At 69.3% G+C, this 26273-nt stretch carries 20 protein-coding genes, 1 tRNA gene and 1 pseudogene; 13 read left to right on the top strand and 9 right to left on the bottom strand.

Annotated elements, in window-relative coordinates; genetic code table 11:
• Positions 1-4: 4 nt before the first annotated feature.
• The gene (gene azu / locus VGN58_RS01675) at positions 5-460 is read right to left on the bottom strand and encodes an azurin (RefSeq protein ID WP_327480993.1); all 456 of its coding nucleotides are present in this window, start codon (positions 458-460) and stop codon (positions 5-7) included.
• Between the two features lie 166 nt (positions 461-626).
• On the opposite strand from azu, the gene VGN58_RS01680 reads away from it, so the two are divergent.
• From VGN58_RS01680 to VGN58_RS01700, 5 genes are all read left to right on the top strand, one after another.
• Positions 627-1871, top strand: coding sequence for a molybdopterin molybdotransferase MoeA (locus VGN58_RS01680; protein ID WP_327480995.1), 1245 nt, complete (start codon positions 627-629; stop codon positions 1869-1871).
• The gene (mobA, locus tag VGN58_RS01685; RefSeq protein WP_327480997.1) at positions 1871-2425 is read left to right on the top strand and encodes a molybdenum cofactor guanylyltransferase; all 555 of its coding nucleotides are present in this window, start codon (positions 1871-1873) and stop codon (positions 2423-2425) included. The genes VGN58_RS01680 and mobA overlap by 1 nt, the downstream gene beginning before the upstream one ends.
• Positions 2426-2769: 344 nt before the next feature.
• Positions 2770-3876 carry a Fe(3+) ABC transporter substrate-binding protein gene (locus VGN58_RS01690; protein WP_327480999.1) on the top strand — a complete coding sequence of 369 codons (1107 nt, stop codon included), beginning with the start codon at positions 2770-2772 and terminating at the stop codon, positions 3874-3876.
• Between the two features lie 10 nt (positions 3877-3886).
• On the top strand, positions 3887-5548 hold the full coding sequence (locus tag VGN58_RS01695; protein WP_327481001.1) for an iron ABC transporter permease: 1662 nt from the start codon (positions 3887-3889) through the stop codon (positions 5546-5548).
• Complete coding sequence (locus VGN58_RS01700; protein WP_327481003.1) at positions 5545-6546, top strand: ABC transporter ATP-binding protein; 1002 nt, start codon at positions 5545-5547, stop codon at positions 6544-6546. Before VGN58_RS01695 ends, VGN58_RS01700 begins: the two co-directional genes overlap by 4 nt.
• Positions 6547-6595: 49 nt before the next feature.
• On the opposite strand, the gene wrbA is transcribed toward VGN58_RS01700, so the two are convergent.
• Entirely contained in the window at positions 6596-7195 is a 600-nt protein-coding gene (gene wrbA, locus VGN58_RS01705) for an NAD(P)H:quinone oxidoreductase (RefSeq protein WP_327481004.1), read from the bottom strand.
• Between the two features lie 12 nt (positions 7196-7207).
• A complete protein-coding gene (locus VGN58_RS01710; protein ID WP_327481005.1) occupies positions 7208-7654 on the bottom strand; it encodes a helix-turn-helix transcriptional regulator in 447 nt (148 codons plus the stop codon).
• A 305-nt stretch (positions 7655-7959) separates the two neighbouring features.
• Here VGN58_RS01710 and VGN58_RS01715 point away from each other — a divergent pair, with 305 nt between their 5' ends.
• The 5 genes from VGN58_RS01715 (at position 7960) to VGN58_RS01735 (ending at position 15656) form a co-directional block, all read left to right on the top strand.
• Positions 7960-8574 carry a response regulator transcription factor gene (locus VGN58_RS01715; RefSeq protein ID WP_327482018.1) on the top strand — a complete coding sequence of 205 codons (615 nt, stop codon included), beginning with the start codon at positions 7960-7962 and terminating at the stop codon, positions 8572-8574.
• A gap of 95 nt (positions 8575-8669) precedes the next feature.
• Positions 8670-9644, top strand: coding sequence for an alpha/beta fold hydrolase (locus VGN58_RS01720; RefSeq protein ID WP_414710728.1), 975 nt, complete (start codon positions 8670-8672; stop codon positions 9642-9644).
• A gap of 197 nt (positions 9645-9841) precedes the next feature.
• The gene (locus tag VGN58_RS01725) at positions 9842-12898 is read left to right on the top strand and encodes a sensor histidine kinase (RefSeq protein WP_327481007.1); all 3057 of its coding nucleotides are present in this window, start codon (positions 9842-9844) and stop codon (positions 12896-12898) included.
• A 215-nt stretch (positions 12899-13113) separates the two neighbouring features.
• The gene (locus VGN58_RS01730) at positions 13114-14169 is read left to right on the top strand and encodes a bifunctional nicotinamide-nucleotide adenylyltransferase/Nudix hydroxylase (RefSeq protein ID WP_327482022.1); all 1056 of its coding nucleotides are present in this window, start codon (positions 13114-13116) and stop codon (positions 14167-14169) included.
• 62 nt (positions 14170-14231) lie between these two features.
• Positions 14232-15656: a nicotinate phosphoribosyltransferase gene (locus tag VGN58_RS01735; protein ID WP_327481009.1), complete on the top strand. Its 1425-nt coding sequence runs from the start codon at positions 14232-14234 to the stop codon at positions 15654-15656.
• 61 nt (positions 15657-15717) lie between these two features.
• Here the strand turns inward: VGN58_RS01735 and VGN58_RS01740 are convergent, their stop codons facing one another.
• The 3 genes from VGN58_RS01740 to VGN58_RS01750 all read right to left on the bottom strand — a co-directional run bounded on the left by VGN58_RS01740 (position 15718) and on the right by VGN58_RS01750 (position 19542).
• A complete protein-coding gene (locus VGN58_RS01740; protein ID WP_327481011.1) occupies positions 15718-17100 on the bottom strand; it encodes an aldehyde dehydrogenase family protein in 1383 nt (460 codons plus the stop codon).
• A 47-nt stretch (positions 17101-17147) separates the two neighbouring features.
• On the bottom strand, positions 17148-18803 hold the full coding sequence (locus VGN58_RS01745; RefSeq protein ID WP_327481013.1) for an acetolactate synthase large subunit: 1656 nt from the start codon (positions 18801-18803) through the stop codon (positions 17148-17150).
• Between the two features lie 662 nt (positions 18804-19465).
• Positions 19466-19542 (bottom strand) — tRNA-Met (locus VGN58_RS01750).
• 116 nt (positions 19543-19658) lie between these two features.
• On the opposite strand from VGN58_RS01750, the pseudogene VGN58_RS01755 reads away from it, so the two are divergent.
• The 3 genes and pseudogenes from VGN58_RS01755 to bfr all read left to right on the top strand — a co-directional run.
• Positions 19659-20139 (top strand): annotated as a pseudogene (locus VGN58_RS01755) (RNA pyrophosphohydrolase); the annotation flags it as partial.
• Between the two features lie 184 nt (positions 20140-20323).
• The gene (locus VGN58_RS01760) at positions 20324-20536 is read left to right on the top strand and encodes a bacterioferritin-associated ferredoxin (protein ID WP_327482024.1); all 213 of its coding nucleotides are present in this window, start codon (positions 20324-20326) and stop codon (positions 20534-20536) included.
• Between the two features lie 119 nt (positions 20537-20655).
• Positions 20656-21132: a bacterioferritin gene (gene bfr / locus VGN58_RS01765; RefSeq protein WP_327481017.1), complete on the top strand. Its 477-nt coding sequence runs from the start codon at positions 20656-20658 to the stop codon at positions 21130-21132.
• Here bfr and VGN58_RS01770 read toward each other — a convergent pair.
• The 3 genes from VGN58_RS01770 to VGN58_RS01780 all read right to left on the bottom strand — a co-directional run bounded on the left by VGN58_RS01770 (position 21099) and on the right by VGN58_RS01780 (position 26204).
• Positions 21099-23567, bottom strand: coding sequence for a hybrid sensor histidine kinase/response regulator (locus tag VGN58_RS01770; RefSeq protein WP_327482026.1), 2469 nt, complete (start codon positions 23565-23567; stop codon positions 21099-21101). The genes bfr and VGN58_RS01770 overlap by 34 nt on opposite strands.
• Positions 23568-23605: 38 nt before the next feature.
• Positions 23606-25501 (bottom strand): EAL domain-containing protein, encoded by a 1896-nt coding sequence (locus tag VGN58_RS01775; RefSeq protein ID WP_327481019.1) that lies wholly within the window; start codon positions 25499-25501, stop codon positions 23606-23608.
• An 82-nt stretch (positions 25502-25583) separates the two neighbouring features.
• Positions 25584-26204 (bottom strand): DUF4126 domain-containing protein, encoded by a 621-nt coding sequence (locus VGN58_RS01780; protein WP_327481021.1) that lies wholly within the window; start codon positions 26202-26204, stop codon positions 25584-25586.
• Positions 26205-26273 lie beyond the last annotated feature (69 nt).

The following is a 26273-nucleotide window of genomic DNA, read 5'->3' on the forward strand; positions in this document are numbered from 1 at the left end:
TTGCTTACCTGGTGACGACCAGCTTGCCCTTCATCAGGGTGGAGTGGCCGGGGAAGCTGCAGAAGAAGCTGTAGTCGCCGCCGGCGGTGAGCTTCTTGCCGGGGAAGGTGATCTTCGTCTTCTGGCCACCCCCGACCAGCGACGTGTGTGCGATCACGCGCGCGTCGTTAGCCTGCACGTAGGCGCCGGCCGCACCCGCCTTCATGCCATCGCGCGCCACGGCCGCCAGATCGGCGCTCTTCGACACGACCACGTTGTGGCCCATCGCGGTGACCGGCAGCTTGCCGCTGTGGGTCAGTTCGATGGTGATGGTGGGGCAGCTGGCGGAGACGGTGGCCTCCTTCAGGTCGAACCTCATCGCGTCATCGCCCTTCAGGCTGACGAAGCAGGTGCCGGCCGCCTGGGCCATGCCGGCGGCGCTGAGCAGGGCAATGGTGGCGAAGGTGCGGGAGAGCGTCATGGTGGAACTCCGGGTGGAAACGAAGGAGGGAGCCCCATGTCAGCACGGCCTCAGCCGTACCGCCTTGATCTGGATCAGTCGACAGCAACGGCATCGCGGTACCGGTTTGGCTTTGGCGCGCGCCGCCACTAGGCTGGTGCCCGACATGCACGGGAGAGGATGTACGGTGATCGGCTATCGCGAGGCCATGGCACGACTGCTGGATGGCGCGGAGCGGCGAGGGACCCAGCAGGTCGCGCTGGCCGGTGCGTGCGGTCGCGTGCTGGCCGCAGATGCCGTGGGCGTGCTGGCGCTGCCGCCGTTCGACAACGCCGCGATGGACGGCATTGCGCTGGCGTCGGGCGGCGGTACGTTGCCGGCGGGCAGCGAGTGGGAGATCGCCGCGCGCATCGGCGCCGGCGAACCGGCACCGCAGGACACGGGCGTCGCGTGGGAGGTCATGACGGGCGCGCCGCTGCCTGCACGCGCCGATACCGTCGTGCCGGTGGAGGGCATCGAGACCCTGTCGTCGCCGGGTACGCGCCGCCTGCGCGTGCGCCTGCTGGCCGACGCGCGGCCGCAGGCCAACATTCGGCGCCGGGGCGAAGACGTGCAGCCGGGACAGGTGCTGCTGCAAGGGGGCGGTGTGATCGATGCGGCGCAGCTGATGTTGCTGGCGGGCGCGGGTATCGGTGCGGTCGACGTGGCGCGTCGACCGCGCGTGGTGCTGCTGGCGACCGGGCGCGAGATCGTCTCCGCCGGCGCACCGCTGACGCAGGGCGGTATCCACGATGCCACCTCGCCGTATCTGCGGGCGGTCATTGCGGCCGCGGGTGCAGAGCTGATCCGCGTGGTGCGCATGGGCGACGATGCCGCACGGTTCCATGCCGCGCTGGACGAGGCGGTCGCCGATGGCGTCGATCTGGTGCTCAGCACGGGCGCGGTGTCGAAGGGCGCCTACGACTTCGTCCCCGGCGCCCTGGCGGCGCGCGCTGCCGATCTCCTGTTCCATGGCGTGGCGATGCGGCCCGGCAAACCCGCGCTGGCGGCGCGCCTGCGCGAGGGTCCCGTGTTCGTCGGTCTGCCCGGCAATCCGCTGTCGACGGCGGTGGGGTTCCGTTTCCTGGTCGAGCCGCTGCTACGCGCGTGGCTGGGCATGGCGGCCGAACCGCAGCACTGGCTGCCCCTGGCGGAGGCATGCGGCAAACGCGCAGGCCTGCTCGCGGCCTTCCATGGCGCCGTGCGGGGCGATGGCGAGGGTCGACTGCAGGCCTGCGTCGCCGATGCGCAGGCCTCGTTCCGGTTGCTGCCGTTCGCGCGATCGTCGGTGTGGATCACGCTGCCGGCGGAACAGGACCGCGTCGCGGCCGGCACGCGCGTGCAGGTGCACGGCCTTGGCCACCTGCACCCCCCGATCTGGCAGGCCGTCTGATGACGTTGTCTTCGACATGGCGTGCGGTGCTGCTCGCCGGCGGCCGCTCCTCGCGCATGGGCACGGACAAGGCGCTGCTGGCGTGGGCCGGCGGCACGCTGCTCACCCATATGCACACGACGCTGTTGCAGGCAGGCGCGGCGCAGGTCGTCGTCAGTGGCGACCGGCCGGAACTGGGGGGCGTGCCCGATGCGGAGCCCGGCACCGGCCCGATGGGTGCGCTCGCGCAGCTGGCCCCCAGGCTGCAGGACGGCCCCTGGCTGGTGGTACCGGTCGACATGCCGCTGCTGACCCCGGAACTGATGCATGCGCTGTTGTCGGTCGATGCCGCGTGCGCCTGCGTTGAAGACCATCCCCTGCCGATGGCGTTGCGGCTCGATGCCGACGTGCGCGCGGTGATGGATGATATCGGGATTCGACCGGAGCGCGAGCGATCGCTGCGCGCCCTGCAGCAGCGGCTGCAGTGCCTGTACCTGTCGGCGCCACCGTGGTCGGCAGTACTGCGCAACGGCAACACGCCGGAAGACTGGGCGGCACTGCGGGACAAATCCTGAAAGGCCGCGACCGGGCAGGCCAGTTCCACCGCCAGACCGTGCAGTACGTGCAGCATCCGTCCCGACAGGCTGACGCAATCACGATGCGGCTCCCGTGCGATTCGGCGAAGACACTGGGCGCGATGCAGCACGCGTTTCGTCGTTGCACGCACAGCTGAATCCTTCGTTCATGTCGAGTCGCGGACGGCGGCGCGATGCGCCTTGTCGCCGGTGGCTTGCACGGGAGAAGGGCGCCGTCGCGGTGGCGTTCGCGCCCTTCGAGCGCTTAGTATCGCGGTCGCTGCTCCAGCCGGCGCATGGCCACGCCAGAGCCCTCCCTCCATCCATCCGAGGTGTCATCCTCCATGCGTACCGTTGCGCACCGCCGTCCTGCGTCCCTGAAAACGCTCACCGGCAGGCTCGCCATCACCAGCAGCCTGCTGCTCGCGCTCGCTGCGTGCAAACCGCAAGCGCCTGCCGCCGATCCTGCGGGCGCGGCGCCTGCCGCCGGCGGTGGCGAACTGAATCTCTACACCACGCGCGAGCCCGCGCTGGTGCAGCCGCTGCTCGATGCGTTCACCGCGCAGACCGGCACCAGGGTCAACACGGTCTTCGTGAAGGATGGTCTGCCCGAGCGCCTGCGCGCCGAAGGCGAGCGTTCGCCGGCCGACGTGCTGATGACGGTCGACAGCGGCAACCTGATCGAACTGGTGGAAGGCGGCCACACGCAGCCGGTCGCGTCCGAGGTGCTCGACGCCGCGATTCCGGCGCACCTGCGTGCGGCCGATGGCCAGTGGTTCGCGCTGTCGCTGCGCGACCGCGTGCTGTACGCGCGCAAGGACCTGTCGCTGGCCGGCTTCGCCTACGAAGACCTGGCCAAGCCGGAATGGAAGGGCAGGGTGTGCATCCGCTCCGGCCAGCATCCGTACAACATCAGCCTGATCGCGGCGATGATCGTCCACGCCGGCGAGCCTGCGACGGAGCGGTGGCTGCGTGGCGTCAAGGCGAACCTGGCGCGCAAGGCGGCCGGTGGCGACCGCGAAGTCGCACGCGACATCCTCGGCGGCATCTGCGACATCGGCATCGCCAACGCGTACTACGTCGGCCGCATGAAAAACAGCGACGAAGGCTCCGAGCAGCGCCAGTGGGGCGATGCGATCCGGGTCGTGCGCCCGGTGTTCGCCTCGGCGACGTCGAGCGGCACCCACGTCAACATCAGTGGCGCGTCGGTGGCGAAGTTCTCGCCGAACCGCGACAACGCGGTGAAGTTGCTGGAATTCCTGGTCTCGGACGAGGCGCAGAGCCTGTATGCGAAGGCCAACTACGAGTACCCGGTGAAGGCGGGCGTGGAACTGGATCCGGTCGTCGCCAGCTTCGGCGAGCTGACCAGCGATCCGTTGCCGCTGCAGCAGGTGGTCGCGCAGCGCAGGAAGGCCAGCGAACTGGTCGACCGCGTGGGCTTCGACAACTGAGGTGCATGCCGTGCCGCGGTTCCCTGGCCTGACCGGGGGATGGCGCGTCGCCGCGGCCGGCATCGGGCTGGTCGCGGTCGCGCCGCTGCTGGCCCTTGCGTGGCAGGCCGGCGGCGGCGATGTCGGCCAGTGGTCGCACCTGATGGCGCACGTGTTGCCGCGCGCCGGATTGAACACCCTCTGGGTGCTGGCCGGCGTGGCGCTGGTCGTCGGTGTCGTGGGCACGGGCACCGCCTGGCTGGTGACCGCGTTCGACTTTCCCGGTCGCCGCACGATGGCCTGGGCGCTGCTGCTGCCGCTGGCCGTGCCCACCTACATCGTGGCCTACGTCTACCTCGACCTGCTGCATCCGCTCGGCCCGCTGCATGCCGGCCTGCGCGCAGTGCTGGGCATCGACGATCCGCGCGGTCTCCGCTTGCCGGATGCGCGCTCGCTCGCGGGTTGCATCGTCCTGCTCGGTTTCGTCCTGTATCCCTACGTGTACCTCACCACGCGCGCCATGTTCATGACCCAGGCCGGTGGTCTGCTGGACGCGGCGCGCTCGCTCGGAACGCCGTCCGCGGCGCTGTTCCATCGCGTGGCCCTGCCGCTCGCGCGGCCGGCGATCGCCGTGGGCATGGTGCTGGCCCTGCTGGAAGCCCTCAACGACATCGGCGCGTCGGAGTTCCTCGGCGTGCAGACACTGACCGTGGCCATCTACACCACCTGGATATCGCGCAGCGACCTGGCCGGCGCCGCGCAGATCGCCATCGGCATGCTGGCGATCGTGCTCGCGCTGATCGCGCTGGAACGCTACGGACGGCGGCGGCAGCGCTACGCCGCGCAACGACGGCCGCATCCGATGCAGCCGCGCCGTCTGCATGGCGCGAAAGCGCTGGCTGCCTTCGTCGCCGCGCTGCTGCCGGTGCTGGTGGGTTTCCTGCTGCCGTTCGGACACCTGGCCGCCAGCGCGTGGACGCGCTGGCGGCGCGAAGGCGTGTCGGCGCAGCTGGTGGACAGCCTGTGGAACACGCTGGCGGTGGCGCTGCTCGCCACGCTGGCGGCGCTGGCCACCGCGCTGGTCGTGGTGTGGGCGCTGCGGCTGGCGCGTGCACTACGCAGGCCTGCGCTGGAGATCGCCAGTGTGCGTGCCGCGGGCCTTGGCTATGCCATCCCGGGCACCGTACTCGCGCTGGGATTGCTGGTCCCGTTCGCGATGTTCGATGCCGGGCTCTCGCAGGCGCTGTCGTCGTTCGGCATCGGACCGCGACTATGGCTGATGGGATCGGTGGCGGGGCTGGTGATCGCGTACACGCTGCGGTTCCTCACCATCGCGATCGGAAATCTCGAGGCGGGTTTCGAGCGTATCCCCGTGTCGATGGACGATGCCGCACGAAGCCTGGGGACCACCGCCTCGGCGACGCTGCGGCGGGTGCACGTGCCGCTGCTGCGGCCTGCGCTGGCCGCGGCGGTGTTGCTGGTGTTCATCGACGTCATGAAGGAACTGCCTGCGACCTTGCTGCTGCGGCCGCCGGGCTTCGATACGTTGGCGACATGGCTGTACGCCGACGCCGCGCGCGGCGCATACGAGGAGGGCGCGATCGCCGCACTGCTGATCGTGCTGGCGGGCCTGTTGCCGGTCATCCTGCTGGCGCGCGCCGGCCATCGCATGGGGAGGCATCACGTCGCATGACGCAGGACGACTGGCTCGCAGTGGAGGATCTGGTGGTCGGTTATCCCGGCCCGCAAGGATGGCGTGCGGTGGTGCATGGCCTGTCGCTGCGCCTGCAGCGCGGCGAGATCGGTGCGCTGCTGGGCGAGTCGGGGTGCGGCAAGACCACCACGCTGCGCGCCGTTGCCGGCTTCGAGCCGGTGGCGGGCGGCCGCATCGTACTCGCCGGCGACGAACTCGCCGCCAAGGGCCGTGCGGTGCCGCCCGAACGGCGGCGCATCGGCATGATGTTCCAGGACTACGCGCTGTTCCCGCACCTGGATGTCGCGGGCAATGTCGGCTTCGGTCTGCGGGCGTCGGGTGCCGCCGAACGCGACGCGCGGGTGCGCGCGATGCTGGAGCTGGTGGGCCTGCCCGAGGCCGCGCACGCGTTCCCGCACGAACTCTCCGGTGGGCAGCAGCAACGTGTCGCGCTCGCGCGCGCACTGGCACCACGGCCGTCCTTGCTGCTGCTGGACGAGCCGTTTTCCAGTCTCGACGTGCAGATGCGCGGCCGACTCGCCGCCGAACTGCGGGACCTGCTCAAGGCGACGGGTACGACCTCGCTGCTGGTCACCCACGACCAGTCGGAGGCGTTCGCCATGGCCGACCGAGTCGGCGTGATGGACATGGGGCGTCTGCTGCAATGGGACCGGCCCGAGATGCTCTACCGGGCGCCTGCGGATCGCGCCGTGGCCATCTTCGTCGGGCGTGGCGTCGTGGTGCCGGCGTCCGCACTGGAACCGGGGGGCCGCGGCGACGTCCTGCTCCGGCCCGGCGACCTGCGATGGGACCCTCGCGGCGACCTGCGTGGCGTGCTGTCTGGCGTCGCGTTCCGGGGTCCGCACTTCGAAGGGCGGGTGACGCTGCCCGGTGGCGAGCGCGTGGACGTGGATTTGGGCGTGGCCGAGCCGCCGGCGGTCGGCACGACCATCACGATGGCGTGGACAGGCCACTCCTCGCCGATCCGGTTGCCATGATCTGCATCTGCCGCACGACGCGCGACGTCGCACGCCGTGCGCGACGCGATCAGCCGTGCAGCTTGATCGCGGTCTCCGCGACGACGCGGCCCTGGTAGCGCGCGCCCTTCAGTTCGTTCTCCGAAGGTTGGCGCGAGCCGTCGCCGCCGGCGATCGTGCTGGCGCCGTACGGCGAGCCGCCGGTGATCTCGTCCAGCGTCATCTGCCCGGCATGGCCGTAATCCAGGCCGACGATCACCATGCCGAAATGCAGCAGGTTGGTGATGATCGAGAACAGTGTGGTCTCCTGGCCGCCGTGCTGGGTGGCGGTGGAGGTGAACGCGGCGCCGACCTTGCCGTGCAGGGCGCCACGCGCCCACAGGCCGCCGGCCTGGTCCAGGAAATTGGCCATCTGCGAACTGATGCGGCCGAAGCGGGTGCCGGTGCCGACGATGATCGCATCGTAGTCGGCCAGTTCGGCGATGGTGGCGATCGGCGCCGGCTGGTCCAGCTTGTAGCGCGAGGCGCGCGCCACGTCCTCGGGCACCAGTTCGGGCACGCGCTTGATGTCGACCTGCGCGCCGGCGTCGCTCGCACCTTCGGCGATCGCCTGCGCCATGGTTTCGATGTGCCCGTAGGCGGAGTAGTACAGCACCAGGATCCTGGCCATCGTGATTGCTCCTCAGGGATGCGCGTGCGCGTAAGAGGGTTGCGGCGGGGCCAGTGTGCGCACCGCCCCCGTGGTGCCGGCGTGATGGTGCTGGCGCGAGAACGCGCGCGGCGACACGCCGGTGGCGCGCCGGAAGGTGCGGGTGAAGTGGCTCTGGTCGTAGAAGCCCAGCGCGGCGGCCGTGTCGGCGATGCGCTGGTCGCCGCGCGCGAGCATTTCCTTCGCGCGTTCCAGGCGCAGCCGCATGACGTAGGCCATCGGGCTGCAGCCGGTCCGCTGGCGGAACTGGCGGGCGAAGTGGAAGCGGCTGACGCATGCGGCCGAGGCGATGTCGGCGAGCGTGAAGGTGCGGCCGAGGTTGTGCAGGATGAAGGCATCCGCACGTCGGAAGGCACGATCGTTCAGGCCGGCGGCAGGGCGTGGATCGGGCGCGTGGAGATCCTGGCGTACGGGCATCATGGTATGTGGTCGCTGTGTGGCGTGCGCGGTGCGCAGCGCGTGGTCCCCTTCGTCCAAGGTGCGCGGATGGGCGCGGCGGCGGAACCCCAATCGGCGTGACCGACGGCTCCCCCGATCGGGGGAGCCCGTGACGCCGCCGATTTCCGCAGCCGGCGGGCAGGCGCAGGCAGGGCGCCTGGCGATGCGGCTCCCCCGTATAGGGGCTTCGCGCCGCACCGGGTGGCGCGCTATGGTGGCGCGCACTCCGGCCTGAGCCCGCACCCGTGGCCTCTCCTTCCTCCGCCAGTCCTTCCGCCTCCGAGGGCATGATCCGGGTGCTGGTCGTGGACGACCATCCGCTGCTGCGCGAGGGCATCGCCGCCGTGCTCGCCACCCAGCCCGACATGCGCGTGCAGGCGGAGGCCACCGAAGGCGCCGAGGCGGTCGCGCTGTATGCGAGGCTGCGGCCGGACGTGGTGCTGATGGACCTGCAGATGCCCGGCATGGACGGGATCAGCGCGATCCGTGCGATCCGCGAACAGGATCCCGCGGCGCGCATCGTGGTGCTGACCACCTACCAGGGTGACGTGCAGGCGCTGCGTGCGCTGCGTGCCGGGGCGCACGGCTATCTGCTCAAGAGCATGCTGCGTCGCGAACTGGTGGACACCATCCGCACCGTGCATGCCGGCGGCCGGCGCGTGCCGGCGGAGATCGCGGACAGCCTGGCGGCGCACGTGGGCGACGACGGTCTGAGCGGACGCGAGATCGACGTGCTGCGGCAGGTCGCCGAAGGCAACGCCAACAAACGCGTGGCGCGCAACCTGGGCATCTCGGAAGAGACGGTCAAGGCGCACATGAAGAGCATCCTGTCCAAGCTGGGCGCCAACGACCGCACCCACGCCGTCACCATCGCGATCAAGCGCGGCATCATGCCGCTGTGACCGGCGCGCGCGTTCGCGCACGGATGTGCAATCGCGTCGTCATGGCGCGCGTGCACCCTGACGGGGTCTCCACACCCGCAAGGCGCACCCTGATCATGCGCGATCACGACTCCACGCCTGCCGACCCGCAACGACGCCGCCTGATGGTCGCCGGTGCGGCGGCCACCACGCTCGCCGCGCTTCCCGCCCTGCCGCTGATGGCAGCGGGCCTACGCTCTCCCACCATCCCCCACGAGGAACGACGCATGGCTACCTTCACCACCAAAGACGGCACGACGATCTGGTACAAGGACTGGGGCAAGGGTCCCGTGGTGTCCTTCAGCCACGGCTGGCCGTTGAGCGCCGACGCCTGGGATCCGCAGATCTTCCACCTGGCCAGCAACGGGTTCCGCTGCATCGCCCACGACCGCCGCGGCCATGGCCGCTCCAGCCAGCCGTGGCAGGGCAACGAGATGGATACCTATGCCGATGACCTGGAGCAGCTGTTCGAGCACCTGGGCGTCAAGGACGTGGTGATGATCGGCCACTCGACCGGCGGTGGCGAAGTCGCGCGCTACATCGGTCGGCATGGCACGAAGCGGGTGAAGAAGGCGGTGCTGATGGGTGCCGTGCCGCCGATCATGCTGAAGACCGATGCCAATCCCGGCGGCCTGCCGATGTCGGTGTTCGACGGCTTCCGCCAGGCGTATCTCGCCGATCGCGCGCAGTTCTTCCTCGATGTCGCCAGCGGTCCGTTCTTCGGCTACAACCGGCCCGGCGCGAAGGTGTCGGAGGGCAACATCCGCGCCTGGTGGACGCAGGGCATGCAGTCGGGCTTCCAGAATGCGTACGACTGCATCAAGGCGTTCTCGGAAACCGACTTCACCGAGGACCTGAAGAAGTTCGACGTGCCCACGCTGATCATCCACGGCGACGACGACCAGATCGTACCGATCGATGCGTCCGCCAAGCTGTCGGCCAAGCTGGTGCCGGGCGCCGAGCTGAAGATCTACAAGGGCGGCTCGCATTCGCTGGGCGACACCAGCCGCGAACAGCTCAACGCCGACCTGCTGGCGTTCGCGGCAGGCTGAGGCCGGCGCGGCCAGGGAGGGCCGCCTGCGGTCGCATGCCGCCGACAGATCGGGTTCCGCCACGGCCCTTCGCGTGGCGGCCACGCGCCGGCACTCCGACGGATCGTTCGCGCTCGGTTAAAGTGAGCTGACACGAGGCGCGCGGTCGGGGCGCGCAACGCGGACACACAACGTCGGCGGTTTACCAAGGGGGCAGGTTGGCCAGCGCTTGCAGCAGGCATGACGGGCGTGCCGGGAGCGGGCGCGGGTCACGCGCGTGGCTGGCCGGGCTATGCCTGCTGCTGTGCGCGCAGCTCGCGCATGCGCTGGATCCGCAGCGCCAGATCGCCCAATTCCACCACACGGCCTGGACCGTCAAGCAGGGTGCGCCGGGGCAGGTGACTGCGCTGGCGCAGACCGCCGACGGTTATCTGTGGCTGGCCACGCAGGTGGGCCTGTTCCGTTTCGATGGCGTGCGCTTCGAGCGCTACGAACCTCAGGGCCAGCAGGCATTCCCCGCCACCAGCATCTCCACGTTGCATGCCACCGCCGATGGCGGCTTGTGGATCGGTTTCCGTTATGGCGCGGTGTCGTTCCTCCGCGACGATCGCCTGATCCACTACGGCGAAGCGCAGGGCTTGCCCACCAGCACCGTGTTCCGCTTCGCGCAAGGGCACGACGGCCGCCTGTGGGCGGCGACCTTCAGCGGGCTGGTGTACCTGCACGAGGGGCGCTGGTATCGCGCCGAGCGCGAATGGCGTGTGCCGGGTACGCAGGCGCGCACGGTGTTCACCGATCGCGACGGCACGCTGTGGGTCGCGACCGACGCCGGCATCGCGCGCCTGCGCAAGGGCATGCAGACGTTCGAGACGCTCGATATCCACGTTGGCCGGATCAGCCAGATCGCGCAGGCGCCCGACGGCGGCCTGTGGATCGCCGAGAACGAAGGCGGCGTCCGTCAACTGCCGCTCGACGGTGCCGTGGCCACGCGCTCGCTGTCGGCGCCATCGGCCGGCCTGCTGTTCGATCGCGATGGCACGCTCTGGGCCACCACGATGGGCGAGGGCGTCCATCGGCTGGCGCAGCCGCTGCGGCGGGTCGTGGCGAACGACGAGGTCGGATTCGAGCGCTTCCGCCAGGACGACGGCCTGAGCGCCGACTACCTGCTGCCGGTGCTGGAAGATCGCGAAGGCACCCTGTGGGTGGGCAGCAGTCGCGGCCTGGACCGCTTCCGGCATACCAACGTCATCCCCGCGATGCTGCCGGACGGCGCGCAGGATTTCGCCCTCGTCGCCGATCCCGACGGCACGTTGCTCGTCGGCAGCCGCAATCGTCCGCTGTTGAGGCTCGAGGGAGCGCACTGGCGCGACGTCGATCTGCCGCCGCCACTGACCGCCGCGCATCGCGACCGCGATGGCACCGTGTGGCTGGGAGGTCCGGGCGGACTCTGGCGCTGGCGCGAAGGACGCGCCACTGCGGTGACGCCGTTGCCGGTATCCGGCTACTCGGGCGTGCAGGCGATCGCCCGCGATGCCGACGGTGTGCTGTGGGTGTCGTTGAACACGCCCGGCATCCACCGTCTGGCGGAGGGACGCTGGCAGCAGGTACGCGGTCGCACGGGGTTGCCGCCGGGCTCCTCGCCCTTGGCGCTGCTGTCGGCCGCCGACGGTGCGCTGTGGATGGGGTATGCCCGTAATCAGATCGCGGTGATGCGGGGCGAGACGGTGCAGGCGATCGGGACTGCGCACGGGTTGCGCGTGGGCAACGTCACCGCGCTGGTGGAAGGGCGCGACGGTATCTGGATCGGCGGCGAGCGCGGCCTGGCCCGCTATGCGACCGGCAGGCTGCATTCCCTGCGTCCGCTGGCCGACAGTCCGTTCCGCGGCATCAGCGGGATCATCGAGACGCGCGCGGGCGACCTGTGGTTGAACGGCGCGCAGGGGGTGCTGCACGTCAGGGCGAGCGACGTTCCGCGGCTGTTCGACGCCGGCGCCGACGCGCCAGCCTACGAGCGCTTCGACTTCCTCGATGGCCTGCCGGGCGTGCCCGCGCAGTTCCGCCCGATCCCGACCGCCGCCGAGGGGCGCGACGGAACACTGTGGTTCGCCACCACCAGCGGCGTGGTCGCGATCGACCCGGCCGCCCTCCGTCGCAATCGCCTTCCTCCACCGGTCGCCGTGCTGTCGCTCACGGCCGACGACCGCGTGCACCGCGCGCAGGGCGAAGCGGTGCAGCTGCCGCCGGGGACGCGCAACCTGCAGGTCGCCTACACCGCGCTCAGCCTGTCCATCCCGGAGCGGGTGCGCTTCCGTTACCGGCTGAAGGGACATGACGATGGCTGGCAGGACGCCGGCACGCGGCGTACCGCGTTCTACAACGATCCGGGCCCCGGGCGTTACGTGTTCCAGGTGATCGCCGCCAACGACGACGGCGTGTGGAACAGCGTCGGTGCGTCGCTCCCCATCGTCATCGCGCCGCGCTACTACCAGACCCCGTGGTTCGTGGTGCTGTGCGTGGCGGGCGGCGTCTCCCTGCTCTGGATCGCCTACCTGTTGCGCCTGCGCCACGTGTCGGTACAGATCCGCGACCGCCTGCAGGAGCGCCATCGCGAACGCGAACGGATCGCGCGCGAACTGCACGATACGCTGCTGCAAAGCGTGCAGGGACTGATCCTGCGCTTCCATGCGGTGGCCGAATCGCTGGGGCGCGACGCACCGACGCACGCGGCGATGGAGCGCGTCCTGCAGCGCGCGGACGATGTGATGGGAGAAGCGCGCGGCCGCGTGCTGGACCTGCGGGCGCACCCGCCCGGAGACCTGCCGGACATGCTGGCCGACCTGGGTGGGGAACTGGCGCCCGACTACGCCGTCGACGTCCGCATGGTCGTCGACGGCAGCGCGCGCACGCTGGATCCACTCGTGTGCGACGAGGTATACCGCATCGCGCGCGAGGCCGTGCTCAATGCCCTGCAGCACGCGCACGCCGGTCATGTCGTTCTGGAGCTTGTCTACGAACCCGGCAGACTGACCGTGCGGATCCGCGACGATGGCGTGGGCCTGCCGCAGGAAGTGCTGCGGTCCGGTGGACGCAGCGGACACTGGGGCCTGTCCGGTATGCGCGAACGCGCCGAGCGCATCGGCGCCACCCTGGATCTGAAGGCCGACCGCGGCAAGGGCACCGACGTCATCCTGCACGTTCCCGCCGACGTCGCGTATCGCGCCGGACCGCCGGTCGCACGCTGGTGGCAGCGATGGGGCTGGAGGCGGCCCTTGTAGTCCGGTGATGATCCGTGGAGCGTGGTCACGCAGGAGGCCGGACGGCGAAGCACGGCGGTGCGATATCGACCGGCCACCGCGCTGAGGGAGTAGATCCGGGCGTGGGAGCCGTCCGTCGAATCCTCGTGCCTGTGGCCGCTTGACTCTCCGGGTCGCAGGCGTAGCATTCCCGTCAGCCGAGGGACAGACCCGAGGCACGCACAACGACATGAGGGATTCTCATGGAATACGACTATCTGGTCTTTATCGGGCGTTTCGAGCCCTTCCACAACGGCCATGCCGCCGTTGCCCGCCTCGCACTGAGCCGGGCCAGCAAGCTGATCTTCCTGGTCGGCTCCGCCGATACCCCCCGCAGCCTCCGCAATCCCTGGACCGTGGCCGAGCGCGCCGTGATGATCCAGGCGGCCCTCGATGGATCGACCGACCGCCTGCTGATCAGGCCGCTGCGCGATCATCTCTACAACGAGGCCCAGTGGATCGCCGGCGTCCAGCGCACCGTGGCCGAGGCGATCCGCACCGACGGCGGCGATGCCGGCGCCAGGGTGGGCCTGGTGGGCATGGACAAGGATGCCTCCAGCTACTACCTGCGCGAGTTTCCGCAGTGGCCGCTGGTGGATGTGCAGCACACGGAAACCCTGTCGGCCACCGAGCTGCGTCGTTACCTGTTCGAGGCGGGCACCATCGATTTCCACGGTGCATTGCTGATGCTGCGGGGGAACGTTCCCGCACCGGTGTACGACATGCTGGAAGCCTTCCGGAAGAGTTCGCCGTCCTACGGCCAGCTGGTGGCCGAGTACCAGTTCATCGAGCAGTACAAGGCGGCATGGAAGGACGCTCCCTACGCGCCCACGTTCGTCACCACCGACGCAGTGGTGGTGCATTCGGGCCACGTGCTGCTCGTGCGTCGTCGCGCCGCGCCCGGCAAGGGCCTGTGGGCGCTGCCGGGTGGCTTCGTGGGCCAGAACGAGGGCCTGCTGGACGCCTGCCTGCGCGAACTGCGCGAGGAGACGCGCCTCAGGATTCCGGTCCCCGTACTCAAAGGATCGTTGAAGGGCCAGCACGTGTTCGACCACCCGGAGCGCAGCCAGCGCGGCCGCACCATCACCCACGCCTTCCACTTCGATTTTCCCGCCGGAGAACTGCCGGAGGTGCGGGGGGGCGACGATGCCGACAGGGCCCGCTGGATCCCGGTCAGCGAAGCGCTGGAGATGGGGCCCAAGCTGTTCGAGGACCATCTGCACATCCTCGAGTTCTTCCTGGGCCGGGGCTGATCCCGACCCTGCCTGCCGGCGGACAGACCGCCGGCTTCACCCGACGCGAAGGAGCTTCCGTCATGCAATGCCTCAACAATCTTCTCCTCAATACCGACAGCTACAAGGCCAGCCACTGGCTGCAGTATCCGCCCGGCACCGACGCCACGTTCTTCTACGTGGAATCGCGCGGCGGCACCTACGACCGCACCGTGTTCTTCGGTTTGCAGGCCATCCTGAAGGAGTATCTGGCCAAACCGATCACCCACGCGGACGTGGATGAAGCGCGCGACCTGTTCGCCGCCCACGGTGAGCCGTTCAACGAGACCGGCTGGCGATACATCGTCGATCGCCACGACGGCCTGATGCCGATCCGCATCCGCGCCGTTCCCGAGGGGACCGTGGTGCCGACGCACAACGCGCTGATGACCATCGAATCCACCGACCCCCGGGCCTACTGGGTGCCGTCCTATCTGGAGACCATGCTGCTGCGCATCTGGTATCCGGTGACCGTGGCGACCATCAGCTGGCATGCCAAGCAGACCCTCCGCCAGTTCCTGGAACGCACCAGCGACGACCCCGAGGGCCAGTTGCCGTTCAAGCTGCACGATTTCGGCAGCCGCGGCGTCTCCAGCGTGGAGTCGGCGGCCATCGGCGGCGCGGCGCATCTGGTCAACTTCCTGGGCACCGATACGGTGTCCGGCCTGCAGCTGGCCAAGGCCCATTACCACGAGCCCATGGCGGGTTATTCCATCCCGGCGGCCGAACACAGCACGATCACCAGCTGGGGCCGGGAGCACGAAGTGCAGGCCTATCGCAACATGCTGACGCAGTTCGCCAAACCCGGCGCCATCGTGGCGGTCGTATCCGACAGCTACGACATCTACCACGCCATCAGGGAGCACTGGGGAAAGACGCTGCGGCAGGACGTGATCGACTCCGGCGCCACCGTGGTGATCCGGCCCGATTCCGGCGATCCGGTGGCCGTGGTCCATCAGTGCCTCGAACTGCTGGACGAGGCGTTCGGCCATACGGTCAACGGCAAGGGTTACAAGGTGCTCAATCACGTCCGGGTGATCCAGAGCGACGGCATCAACCCGACCAGCATCCGCGCCATCCTCGAGCGCATCACCAGTGCCGGCTATGCCACCGACAACGTCGCCTTCGGCATGGGGGGTGCCCTGTTGCAGCGACTGGATCGCGATACCCAGAAGTTCGCGCTGAAATGCTCGGCGGCCCGCGTCGATGGCCGCTGGATCGATGTCTACAAGGACCCGGTGACGGACAAGGGCAAGCAGAGCAAGCGTGGACGCATGACCCTGCTCCGGCATCGCGAGTACGGCACCTTCCGCACGGTGCCGGTAGCGGTCGATGCCGCATCGCTGGCCGAGGTCGAGAAGCCGCAGGGTTTCGATGATGCGATGGTCACGATCTGGGAGGACGGCAGGTTCCTCCACGACGACAGGTTCGCCGACATCCGCGCCCGAGCCGACGCCGCCCGGCTTTGACGCGCGGCGTCGGGAGGCTGGCGGAGGGCATGCGCGTTGACACCGTTCCGGTGCCGCGCGATCAGCTCCGGCGCATCAGGATCATCTTCTCCTGCGTCATGTCGCGCATGGTGTAGGGGATACCGCCGGTGCCGTAGCCGGATTCGCGGCGACCGGCGAACGGCATCCAGTCGGTGCGGAAGGCGGTGGGATCGTTGATCATCACCGCCGATGCGTCCAGGCGGTTGGCCGCGCGCATGGCGATATCGATGTCCTGGGCGAAGATGCTGGCCTGGAACGCGGTCGGCAAGGCGTTGGCGCGGGCGATCGCGTTGTCTAGATCGGCGTAGCGGTACACCACGACCACGGGACCGAACACCTCCAGCCGCGACACGCGCGCATCGGCGGCGGGGTCCAGCAGCACCGTCGGCTGCAGTGTGGTCTCCGACAGGCGGGTGCCGCCGGTGGCGAGCGTGGCGCCGCCGTCGACGGCATCCTCGATCCATTCCGCCACCCGGTCGGCCTCGCGCGGCAGGATCAGTGGGCCGACCTCGGTGTCCTCCCGCGTGGGATCGCCGGTACGCAGGCGTTCGACGCGTTCGATCACCCGCTGGCTGAAGTCGTCGGCGATGTCGCGGTGCACGTAGATGCGCTGCGTCGACACGCAGACCTGGCCGGCATGGTAGTAACCGCCCTTCACGATCGGCTCGATGATCCTGTCGAGATCGGCGCTGCGGTCGACGATGGCCGGCGCCGCGCCGCCATGCTCCAGCGCAGAACGCGCGCCATGCGCGAGCTTGGCATGCAACGACCAGCCGACCCGCGCCGAGCCGATGAAGCTCAGGAAGGCGACGCGCCGGTCGGTGGCCAGCTGTTCGGCCAGTTCGTTGCCTTCCGGCACGAAGCTCTGGCACCAGGGCTCGGGCAGGCCGGCCTCGCGCACCATCGCGACGAACTCGAGGCAGGACAGCGGCGTGGTGCCCGCGGGCTTGACGATGACCGGGCAGCCGACCGCGATGGCGGGCGCGACCTGGTGCACGATGAGGTTCAGCGGATGATTGAACGCCGAGATCGCCGCCACGATGCCGATCGGCTCCTTGGTGGTGAACGCCCAGCGGTTCTCCGCGGCGGCGGACAGGCCCATCGGGATTTCCCGGCCCGCGAAGGTGCGCAGCTCGTCGGCCGCATTGTGCACGCCGTCGATGGCGCGCGTGGTCTCGACGATGGCGTCGGCCAGCGGCTTGCCGCCCTCGCGCGCGATCTGCAGCGCCAGGTGGTCGCGCCTGCCTTCCATCAGCGCGGCCAGCCTGCGGAGGATGGCCACGCGTTGATGCGGCTTGAGCCAGCCGTCGCGATCCCGGAAGACGCGCTCGGCGGCCTGCAACTTGCGCTCGAGCGCGGCGGCATCGTCGACGCCGATCTCGGCGATGGGGGTGCGGTCGAACGCCTGTACGACGGTCAGCATCATCGGTTCCCTGTAGGTGCGGGAAGAACGCGCTTGGCCCGGGCCACTTACGAACATTCCACGTCGGGCGTCCGGTTGCGCAGTTCGTCGACCAGCACGCGGGTGTTCTCGGAGTAGTCGATCGGTACGTCGACCAGATGGACACCGCCGCCGGTGAAGGCGGCTTCGAGTATCGGCACGAGATCTTCGACGGCCGTCACCCGCGATCCCTTCGCACCATAGGCCTGCGCATAGCGCACGAAATCCGGATTGCCGAAGCGCATGCCGAAATCCTCGAAGCCATCCACCGCCTGTTTCCAGCGGATCATGCCGTAGGCGCTGTCGTTGAGGATGACCACCACCAGGTTCAGGCCCAGACGCACGGCGGTTTCCATCTCCTGCGAATTCATCATGAAGCCGCCATCGCCACAGACCGCCATCACGCGGCGTTGCGGATGCAGCATCGCCGCCATCATGGCCGAGGGCAGGCCGGCACCCATCGTGGCCAGCGCGTTGTCCAGCAGCAGTGTGTTGGCCACATGCGTACGGTAGTTGCGGGCGAACCAGATCTTGTACATGCCATTGTCGAGGCAGACGATGCCGTCGTCCGGCATGACCTTGCGCACGTCGTGGACCAGGCGCTGCGGCGTGACCGGGAAGCGGTCTTCCTCCGCGCGGTCGTTGAGGCGGGCGAGGATCTTCTGCCGCAGTTCGATCATGCCCTCGTCGACGATCAGCCGGCCGTCGAGCCGTTCGGCGAGCCCCTCGACGGAGGTGCCGATATCGCCGATGACTTCGATGTCGGGGTGGTAGACCTGTTCGACCGTGGCGGACTGGTAGCCCACATGGATGACCTGCGGTCCGCCGCTGTGCTTCATCAGGAACGGCGGCTTCTCGACCGTGTCGTGGCCGATGGCGATGATCAGGTCGGCGCGCGCGACGGCTTCGTGGACGTAGTCGCCTTCGGAGAGCGCCGCCGTGCCCAGGTAGAGGTTGGAGCCGCCGGTGACCGCGCCCTTGCCCATCTGGGTGTTGAAGAACGGAAGCCGCGTGCGCGCCACGAAGGTCGACAGCGCCCCGGTCAGCCACGGCCGGCTGCCGGCGGCGCCGATCATCACCAGCGGCCGCTTCGCGGCAAGGATCGCCTGCGCCGCGCGGTCGAGTGCGGCAGGCGCGGCGAGCGGGCGCTCGATCGGGTGGACGGGAATCAGCGCCGCGTTGTCGACCTCCTCGGCGGCGATGTCCTCCGGCAGTTCCAGATGCACCGGACCCGGGCGCTCCTCCATGGCCACGCGGAACGCGTCGCGCACGAGGGAAGGGATGGCGGCCGCACTGACGATCTGGCGCGTCATCTTCGTCAGTGGCTTCATCGACGCGACGATGTCGACGATCTGGAAGCGCGCCTGCTTGGCGCTCATCACCGCCTTCTGCCCGGTGATGAGGATCATCGGCATGGCGCCCAGGTGCGCGTACGCGGCGCCGGTCGAGAAATTCAGCGCGCCCGGACCCAGGGTCGCCAGGCAGACGCCGGGCCGGCCGGTGAGCCGCCCATGCGTCGCCGCCATGAAAGCGGCGGCCTGCTCGTGCCGCGTCAGCACCAGTTCGATACGCGAGGTCCGCAGCGCTTCCAGGAAATCGAGGTTCTCCTCGCCCGGCACGCCGAAGATGCGGTCCACGCCCTCGTTCTCCAGCGCGTCGACCAATAATGTGGCGCCATTGCGCATCGTGCGGATCCTCAAGGCGGTGGAAGGGATGGAGCGGCATGTATGCGATGCGTCGAGGAGTCTAGCTAGCGAGACGTTAAAGGCATGGGTGTAGTGTCCCCGGTCGCTGTGAGCAACGATGGTCGCACTGTTCGTCTGGTGTCCAAGTCGCCGCTCGCGAAGAACTCGCGCGGCGTGCATACGTGCCGCCGTCGCCATTCGACGCGTTTCTGGGGTACGCCACGCAAGCGTGCGACGAGCATCGCCGGGCGTGTTGCGCGCGGGACGGTCCGGTCCCGTGTCCCGGGCGATGATCTTGGAGCCGATCTCGCAGGCCTCATGGAGCATCAGGTGCCCAGCAGCTCCAGCGTACGACGCCTTCCGTGTCTCCGATGGCACACCCGGGTCAGGACACTGCGCAGCCGCGTGTTGCTTGGGATCGTCGACGCGATCCTGATGCTGGCTGTCGCGACCACCAGCCTGGCTCTAACCTGCGTGGCAGAGGCAGGGTTCACAGAAGCGGGAAGACGGCCGGAAAGAACGTGGCCATCGTCCGACGCATTGCCTCGCCCCCGAAGTGTCGAGTGAGCCAACGCGCGCTGCTCCAACAGCCCGAATCGCAGCCAACAAAAAACCCGCCTCGCGGCGGGTCTCTTTCAACGCGTTGATTCCGCTCGGGAATCTGGTGGCTATGGGTGGACTCGAACCACCGACCCCAGCATTATGAGTGCTGTGCTCTAACCGGCTGAGCTACATAGCCGCGTGAACCGCGTATTCTTCATTTCGACCCCCTGCCTGTCAAGCCATGGCCCCGCGCTTGTCGCATCCGGCGGGGCGTGGCAGAGTCCGGGACAGTAGATTTATGGAGTCCGCATCGTGATCGATCCGGACGGCTACCGACCCAATGTCGGTATCGTGTTGATGCGGCCGGATGGCCGGGTGTTCTGGGCGCGACGGGTGCGCCGGGACGGCTGGCAGTTTCCGCAGGGCGGCATGAACACGGACGAGACCCCGGTCGAGGCCATGTACCGCGAGTTGCGCGAAGAAACCGGCCTGTTGCCCGAACATGTCGAAGTGTTGGGCGTCACGCCCGGTTGGCTGCGCTACCGCCTGCCGCCGCGTGCGATCCGGCGCAACGAGCGCCAGGTGTGCATCGGCCAGAAGCAGGTGTGGTTCCTGCTGCGCTTGGTGGGCGACGAAGCCCACCTGCGCCTCGACATGACCGAGAGTCCCGAGTTCGACCACTGGCGCTGGGTCGACTTCTGGTACCCGCTCGACCATGTCGTGATCTTCAAGCGCCGCGTGTACGCCAGCGCGCTGGCGCACCTTGCCACCTTCGCGCGTACCGCCGCCGGTCCCCAGGCGGTCCCCCCGCAGATGCCGGCGTCGCGACCGAGCGACGTGGCGCGCCGTCGTGGCCGCGATCAACCGCCGCGTAAACGGGGCGGGGCCGGCGAATCCGCCAAGAATTGACAATCATTCTCATTCCGGGTGAAATGTCCCCCGGGCCGTTCCGCGCCCGCCGCATCTCCCTCGCTTCCGTGTACGTCTGCATCTGCAACGGTATCACCGACCACCAGATCCGCGAAGCGGCCGCCGCCGGCTGCTCGAGCATGGCCGAGCTGACGATGCGCACCGGTGCCGGCGCGAATTGCGGCAGCTGCCTGGAGATGGCGATGGACGTGCTGCAGGCGGCGCAACCCGCGCCCCGCGAGTCACTGTTTCCGATCGTCACGCTGTCGCACGCGGCCTGACCTCGCACTCGCCGCCTGTCCACGGCGGCCCCTCCCGCAGAATGATCACGATTCGCGTTCCGGCACGGTGCGTGCGCGCCGGCTAACCTTTGCCATCCTTCCGCCCACGGAGCATGGCCATGAAAGGCGACGCCAAGGTCATCGAGTACCTCAACAAGGCGCTCTACAACGAGCTCACCGCGATCAACCAGTACTTCCTGCACGCCAAGATGCTGAAGAACTGGGGGTTCAAGGAACTGGCCGAGCACGAGTACAAGGAGTCCATCGACGAGATGAAGCATGCCGACACGCTGTCGGAGCGCATCCTGTTCCTCGATGGCCTGCCCAACTTCCAGGCACTGGGCAAGCTGCGCATCGGCGAAACGCCGCGCGAGATCCTCGAATGCGACCTGGCGCTGGAACAGGAGGCGCTGCCCCTGCTGCGCGAGGCGATCGCCCACTGCGAATCGGTGGCCGACTACGTCAGCCGCCAGCTGTTCGCCAACATCCTGGATTCCGAAGAAGAACACATCGACTGGCTGGAAACGCAGCTGTCGGTGATCGACCGCATCGGCGAGCCGAACTACCTGCTGACCAAACTCGACGGCGACGACTGAGTCGTCGTCGCGGCCGAGGGCTGCGCCAGCAGGGGGCGGCCCAGCTGTTGCGCCGCGTAGCCCTGCAGCGCCATGCGTGCCCGCGCGTACTCGGCGATGACCAGCGCGACGGCGACCGCCGGACGTTCCAGCTTGCGCGCGCGTGCGCCCAGTTCCACCCGCTTGGCGGCGGCCGACAAGGCCATGGCGCCGACGTTGGCGCTGGACGACTTGAGCGTGTGCGCGGCGTCGCGCATCGCGTCGAGTTCCGGCACGGCGGCCGCCTTTTCCAGCGTGCCGATCAGGCGCGGGGCGTCTTCCAGGAAGATGCTGATGATGCGCGTGGTTTCGTCGCCGGCGATTTCCCGCAGTTCCTCCAGCATGGTCTGGTCCAGTACCGGGAAACTGGGCGCGGGCGCGCGGGCGGTCGCCACGGGAGGCGGGGGCGGTGCCGGCTCCGCCGGTGCGACGAGGGCGGCGTTGCGCAGCACGAAGTTCATGCGATCCGGCAGCCAACGGTGCAGGCAGCTCTCCAGCTGCTCGCGCGACACCGGCTTGGCCAGGTAATCGTCCATGCCCGCATCGAGGCAGCGCTGGCGGTCGCCGGCCATGGCGTTGGCGGTCATCGCTACGATCGGCAGGCGGCCGGCATCGGCGCGCTGCGCTTCCCGCTCGCGCCAGCGCCGGGTCGCCGCGTAGCCGTCCAGCACCGGCATCTGGCAGTCCATCAGGATCAGGTCGAAGTGCTCCGTCTGCATGCGCTTGAGCGCGATGTCGCCGTTGGCGGCGGTCTCGCAGGTGAAGCCGAGCGCCGACAGCAGCTTCTGCGCCACCAGCAGGTTGACCGGATTGTCTTCCACCAGCAGCAGGCGAGGCTCGGTGCGCATGGCGCTGACCACGGCCGGTTCCGGTGCTGTCGGGGCAGGCTCCTCGCTCGCGACCGGCGGCGTCACGATGGGCAGGTCCTGGAGGTCGCCCGTTGCAGCGGAAACGCCGTCGGCGGCGGCCGGCATCGCGGTTGCCTCGGGAAAGATCTCTTCCAGGACGGCCGTGGCGTCGGCGGCATCCGGTTCGGGTACCGCGCCGGTCAGTGCGGCGCGCAGGTCCGCATCCGGCGATTGCCGCGACAGCAGCGTGCTGCGCGGATGCAGCTCGGTAGGCACGGTCTCGTCGCCGTACAGCCACACCAGGCGCAGGGCATCGGGATTCGGCCGTCGCGTGATCGCACGATGCAGCGCCAGGGCGGTGCTGCGGATGCTGCCGATGTCGGCCAGCACGGCCAGGTAGTCCTGATGTCCCTGCTCGCCGACCAGGCGCAGGCGATCGAGCGCTTCCTGCGTGGTCTCGACGGCGGTCGGCTGCATGCCCCAGTTGGTGGCCAGCAGGGTGAGGCGCTGGCGCAGGCGTCCGTCGGGCGACACGATCAGCACGCGCCCGTGGTCCAGGGCGCCGTTGTCGCGCTGGCGCAGGTCGCCGATGACCTTCATCAGCGGCACCTCGAACCAGAAGGTCGAGCCGCGCCCGACCTCCGACACCACGTCGATCCGGCCGCCCATCAAATCGACGATACGCCGGCAGATCGCCAGGCCCAGGCCGGTGCCGCCGTACAGGCGCGTGGTGGAGGCGTCGGCCTGGCTGAAGGAATGGAACAGGCGGTGGCGCGCGTCCTCCTCGATGCCGATGCCGGTATCGCGCACCTCGAACCGCAGCAGGTGCTGTGCGGCGGTTTCGCCCAGCCGGCGCACCACCAGCGTGACCGAGCCGCGTTCGGTGAACTTGATCGCGTTGCCGACCAGGTTGGTGAGCACCTGCCGCAGCCGGACCGGATCGCCGCGCACGGGCAGGCGGACGGCGGGGTCGAGCTGCAGGCTCAGGCGCAGTCCCTTGTTCTCGGCCGGGCGGTACATCAGCTGCAGCACGCCATCGAGCAGCTCGCGCAGGTTGAAGCCGGTGATCTCCAGGTCCAGCTTGTTGGCCTCGAGCTTGGAGTAGTCGAGGATGTCGTCGACGATCCGCAGCAGCTGGTGCGACGACGCGGTCGCGGTGGTCAGCATCTCGCGCTGGTCCGGCGCCAGCGGCGCGCGCGACAGCATCTCCAGCATCGGCACGATGCCGTTCAGCGGCGTGCGGATCTCGTGGCTCATGGTGGCCAGGAACTCGCCCTTGGCCATCGCGGCCGATTCGGCGGCCTGCTTGGCGCGCACCAGTTCCTGTTCGAGGCGGTCATGGCGCTGCAGGTCGCGCTGCAGGCTGTCGCGCTCGGACTCGGCCATGGCGGCGCGCGCCTGGATGCCCGCGTGACGATGGACGGCGGCGCGGATCTGCAGGGCGGAGGCGATGGCCGCGACCAGGGCCGCGCCGCCGCTGCCCGCGCACACCGGCAGCCAGGGGCCCGGCACCCCCGCCCAGTGCAGGCCCAGCGACGCCGCCGACGCGGCGGCGCACGCCACCGTCACCCAGGGCGTCACCGGCATGCGACCGGCCGTGGGCATCGTTACAGCACCGCGTTGTGGAAGTCGAAGCCGAGTTCGCTGCCGACGGCCTGCACCAGGTTGCCCTGGATGAAGTCGACGCCCCCCATCCACATGGCGGCGGCGGCCTGCGGGTCCTCGATCTGCTGTCCGATCACCTGCAGTCCCTGGCGATGGGCGTTGTCGATGATGCCGCGCAGCTGGTCGCGCAGCACCGGGTCGGCATGCGCGCTGGCGTACTTGCTGGACACGCGAACGAAACCCAGCGGCAACTGGGTGAGCAGCGCGTCGGCCTCGGCACCCGGCTCGAACTGGCTCAGGCAGAACTGCACGCCGGCCGGCATCAGCTGCTGGCAGAACTGCCGCAGCGTGACGGTGTGGATCAGCGCGTCGGCCAGGCGCAGGTCGATGACCAGCGACGTGCCTTCGATGCCGCGCGCGCGCAGCGCATCGAGCAGCCACTGCGCATGCGACTCGCGCGCCAGCGAGCGCGGCGACTGCGACACGAACAGGCGCAGCGACGGCCCCGCCGCCTGGCGTTCGGCCAGCACGAACAGCGCGTGCTCCAGCACCCAGTGGTCGATCTGCGCGATGCCGCCGGCCAACTCGGCCGCCGGGATCACCTGCGAGGCGGGCAGCAACGAGCCGTCGGGCTGGCGCATGCGCAGCAGCACCTGGTACTGCGCCTGGTCGCTGCCGGCGACGGCGACGATCGGCTGGTAGGCCAGCTCGAACTGGCCATCCTCCAGCGAGATGCGCGGCGCATCGTCGTCGATCTCGGCGGGGACGTATTCGGCCAGGCTGTCGGGCTTCAGGCGGGCCTGCAGCACCGCACGTTCGATCGCTTCCAGCGCGCTGCCGGCATCGGCGAAGCCCTGCGACATGGCGGTATAGCCGACCGAGCCGCGCAGCTTCAGCACCTCGTTCGGTCGCGTCTGGAAATCGTGGCCCGCCAGCCCGTCGCGCAACTGCTGCGCAAGCGCGGCCAGGGTGGCTTCGTCGACGCTGTCGGCCAGCATCAGGAAGCTGTTGTCGTTCAGCCGCGCCACCGGGTGTGGCGAGGCCGCCGCGGCCAGTTGCCGGCCGGCCTGGCTCATCAGGTGCTCGAACACCGCATAGCCATAGCGTTCGCGCAGGCTCAGCGCACTGTTGACCTCGACGAAGAACACGCCGCCGCGCGATTGCCGCTGCAGCGAATCGGCCAGCTGCTGCAGCACGAAGGTGCGCGTCGGCAGGCCGGTGTCGGTATTCATAGAGGGGCGCGGCGACTGCAGCGCCTGGTTGCGCTGGCGCGCACGCTGGATGCGGTTGGACACCGCCGCGATCAGGTGGCGGGGCCGGATGGGTTTGTTGAGGAAGTCGTCGGCGCCGCTTTCCAGTACCTCGAACTGACGCTCCGGGTCCGGGTCGCCGGTCAGGAACACGATCGGCAGGTGTAGGTATTCGGGTTGCTGCCGCAGCAGCATGGTCAGCGACATGCCGTCCTTGCCGGGCATGTGCAGGTCCATCAGCACCAGGTCGGGACGGAAGCGGCGCATGGTGTCGAGCAGGCCGTCGGACTGCATCTGCACCTCGGCCTGCATGCCGGCACCGTGCAGCACGCTCTGCGCGAACAGCGCCTGGCCGCGGTCGTCCTCGACGATCAGCACGCGGTAAGGGGATTCCGGATCGACCGGCTCCGGCGGCGCGGCCGGTGTCGCGGCGACTGGTGCGGGCGGCGGCGGATCTGCCGGCGGCGCGGGGGACGGGGGCGGTGGGGTCATGTCGGTGGACTCTCCGGCGCCGGGCGCATCCGCCGCATCCTCGGGGGCGGCATCGCCCACCCAGCGGCGCCAGTAATGCGCCGGCGGTGTTTCGGCACGCAGGCGCGAGCGTGAAGGCTCATCCTGCGGGCGGGATGTGGGATCGAGCGTGGACATCAGGCTTCCCCAAGCTGAGCCCCATTATGCGATGAAGTTCACGGCCGAGGCAGACCCATGATCCCCGATGCGTCGGCGCCTGTCACGGTCCGGATGCCGGGGGCGTGACAGGTGCGGGTGCCGTCGCCTGCAGCAGGCGTTTCAGGCCGCGCGTCACCTTGCGCCAGACCCACCACACCGCCACGGCGATCAGCAAAGACGCACCGACCACCAGGAACAACGCAATCCAGGGGTGCGCAAAGGCCAACGCCAGGCCGCCGACCACCACCGCGTCCTCGGTGACCGAGGCGGCCCAGTTGCTGACCGGCTCCGGCGAGGTGTTCATCAGTGCGCGCGAGCCGCTCTTCAGCACGTGGCTGGTCAATGCCACGCCCGCGCCGGCGGCCAGCACGCCACCGCTGAGCTGGCCATCCGGCGAGAGGGTAGCCGCGGCGAGGAAGGCGCCCGCCGGCACGCGTGCCAGCGTCTGCAGCAGGTCCCAGCCGGAGTCCACGCCGGGAATCTTGTCGGCGAAGAACTCGGTCAGCGCCAGCGCGCCGGAGGTACCCAGCACCCACCAGGATTCAGTGGCCTGCAGCGCGGGCGGCAGGTCCAGCCAGCCCAGTGCGCCGGCCAGGCCCACGCCGAAGACGGTGAGGTAGACGCGTATCCCCGCCATCCATGCCAACAGGATCCCAATTACGAAAAGATGCGCTTCGGACATCCCCGCCACTCCCGTTAGACTCCAGGGCTCGCGCCACTGCGGCGAGTATAGGGGTCCCGTCTGGCTGTC

This window comes from Pseudoxanthomonas sp. (assembly GCF_035999195.1).
Taxonomy (GTDB): Bacteria; Pseudomonadota; Gammaproteobacteria; order Xanthomonadales; family Xanthomonadaceae; genus Pseudoxanthomonas_A.

Coding starts and splice junctions, on each gene's coding strand:
- VGN58_RS01775 (WP_327481019.1), bottom strand. CDS start 25,501: ATGTCCACGCTCGATCCCACATCCCGCCCGCAGGATGAGCCTTCACGC.
- VGN58_RS01740 (WP_327481011.1), bottom strand. CDS start 17,100: ATGCTGACCGTCGTACAGGCGTTCGACCGCACCCCCATCGCCGAGATC.
- VGN58_RS01780 (WP_327481021.1), bottom strand. CDS start 26,204: ATGTCCGAAGCGCATCTTTTCGTAATTGGGATCCTGTTGGCATGGATG.
- wrbA (WP_327481004.1), bottom strand. CDS start 7,195: ATGGCCAGGATCCTGGTGCTGTACTACTCCGCCTACGGGCACATCGAA.
- VGN58_RS01745 (WP_327481013.1), bottom strand. CDS start 18,803: ATGCGCAATGGCGCCACATTATTGGTCGACGCGCTGGAGAACGAGGGC.
- azu (WP_327480993.1), bottom strand. CDS start 460: ATGACGCTCTCCCGCACCTTCGCCACCATTGCCCTGCTCAGCGCCGCC.
- VGN58_RS01715 (WP_327482018.1), top strand. CDS start 7,960: ATGATCCGGGTGCTGGTCGTGGACGACCATCCGCTGCTGCGCGAGGGC.
- VGN58_RS01690 (WP_327480999.1), top strand. CDS start 2,770: ATGCGTACCGTTGCGCACCGCCGTCCTGCGTCCCTGAAAACGCTCACC.
- VGN58_RS01710 (WP_327481005.1), bottom strand. CDS start 7,654: ATGATGCCCGTACGCCAGGATCTCCACGCGCCCGATCCACGCCCTGCC.
- VGN58_RS01735 (WP_327481009.1), top strand. CDS start 14,232: ATGCAATGCCTCAACAATCTTCTCCTCAATACCGACAGCTACAAGGCC.
- VGN58_RS01700 (WP_327481003.1), top strand. CDS start 5,545: ATGACGCAGGACGACTGGCTCGCAGTGGAGGATCTGGTGGTCGGTTAT.
- bfr (WP_327481017.1), top strand. CDS start 20,656: ATGAAAGGCGACGCCAAGGTCATCGAGTACCTCAACAAGGCGCTCTAC.
- VGN58_RS01720 (WP_414710728.1), top strand. CDS start 8,670: ATGCGCGATCACGACTCCACGCCTGCCGACCCGCAACGACGCCGCCTG.
- mobA (WP_327480997.1), top strand. CDS start 1,871: ATGACGTTGTCTTCGACATGGCGTGCGGTGCTGCTCGCCGGCGGCCGC.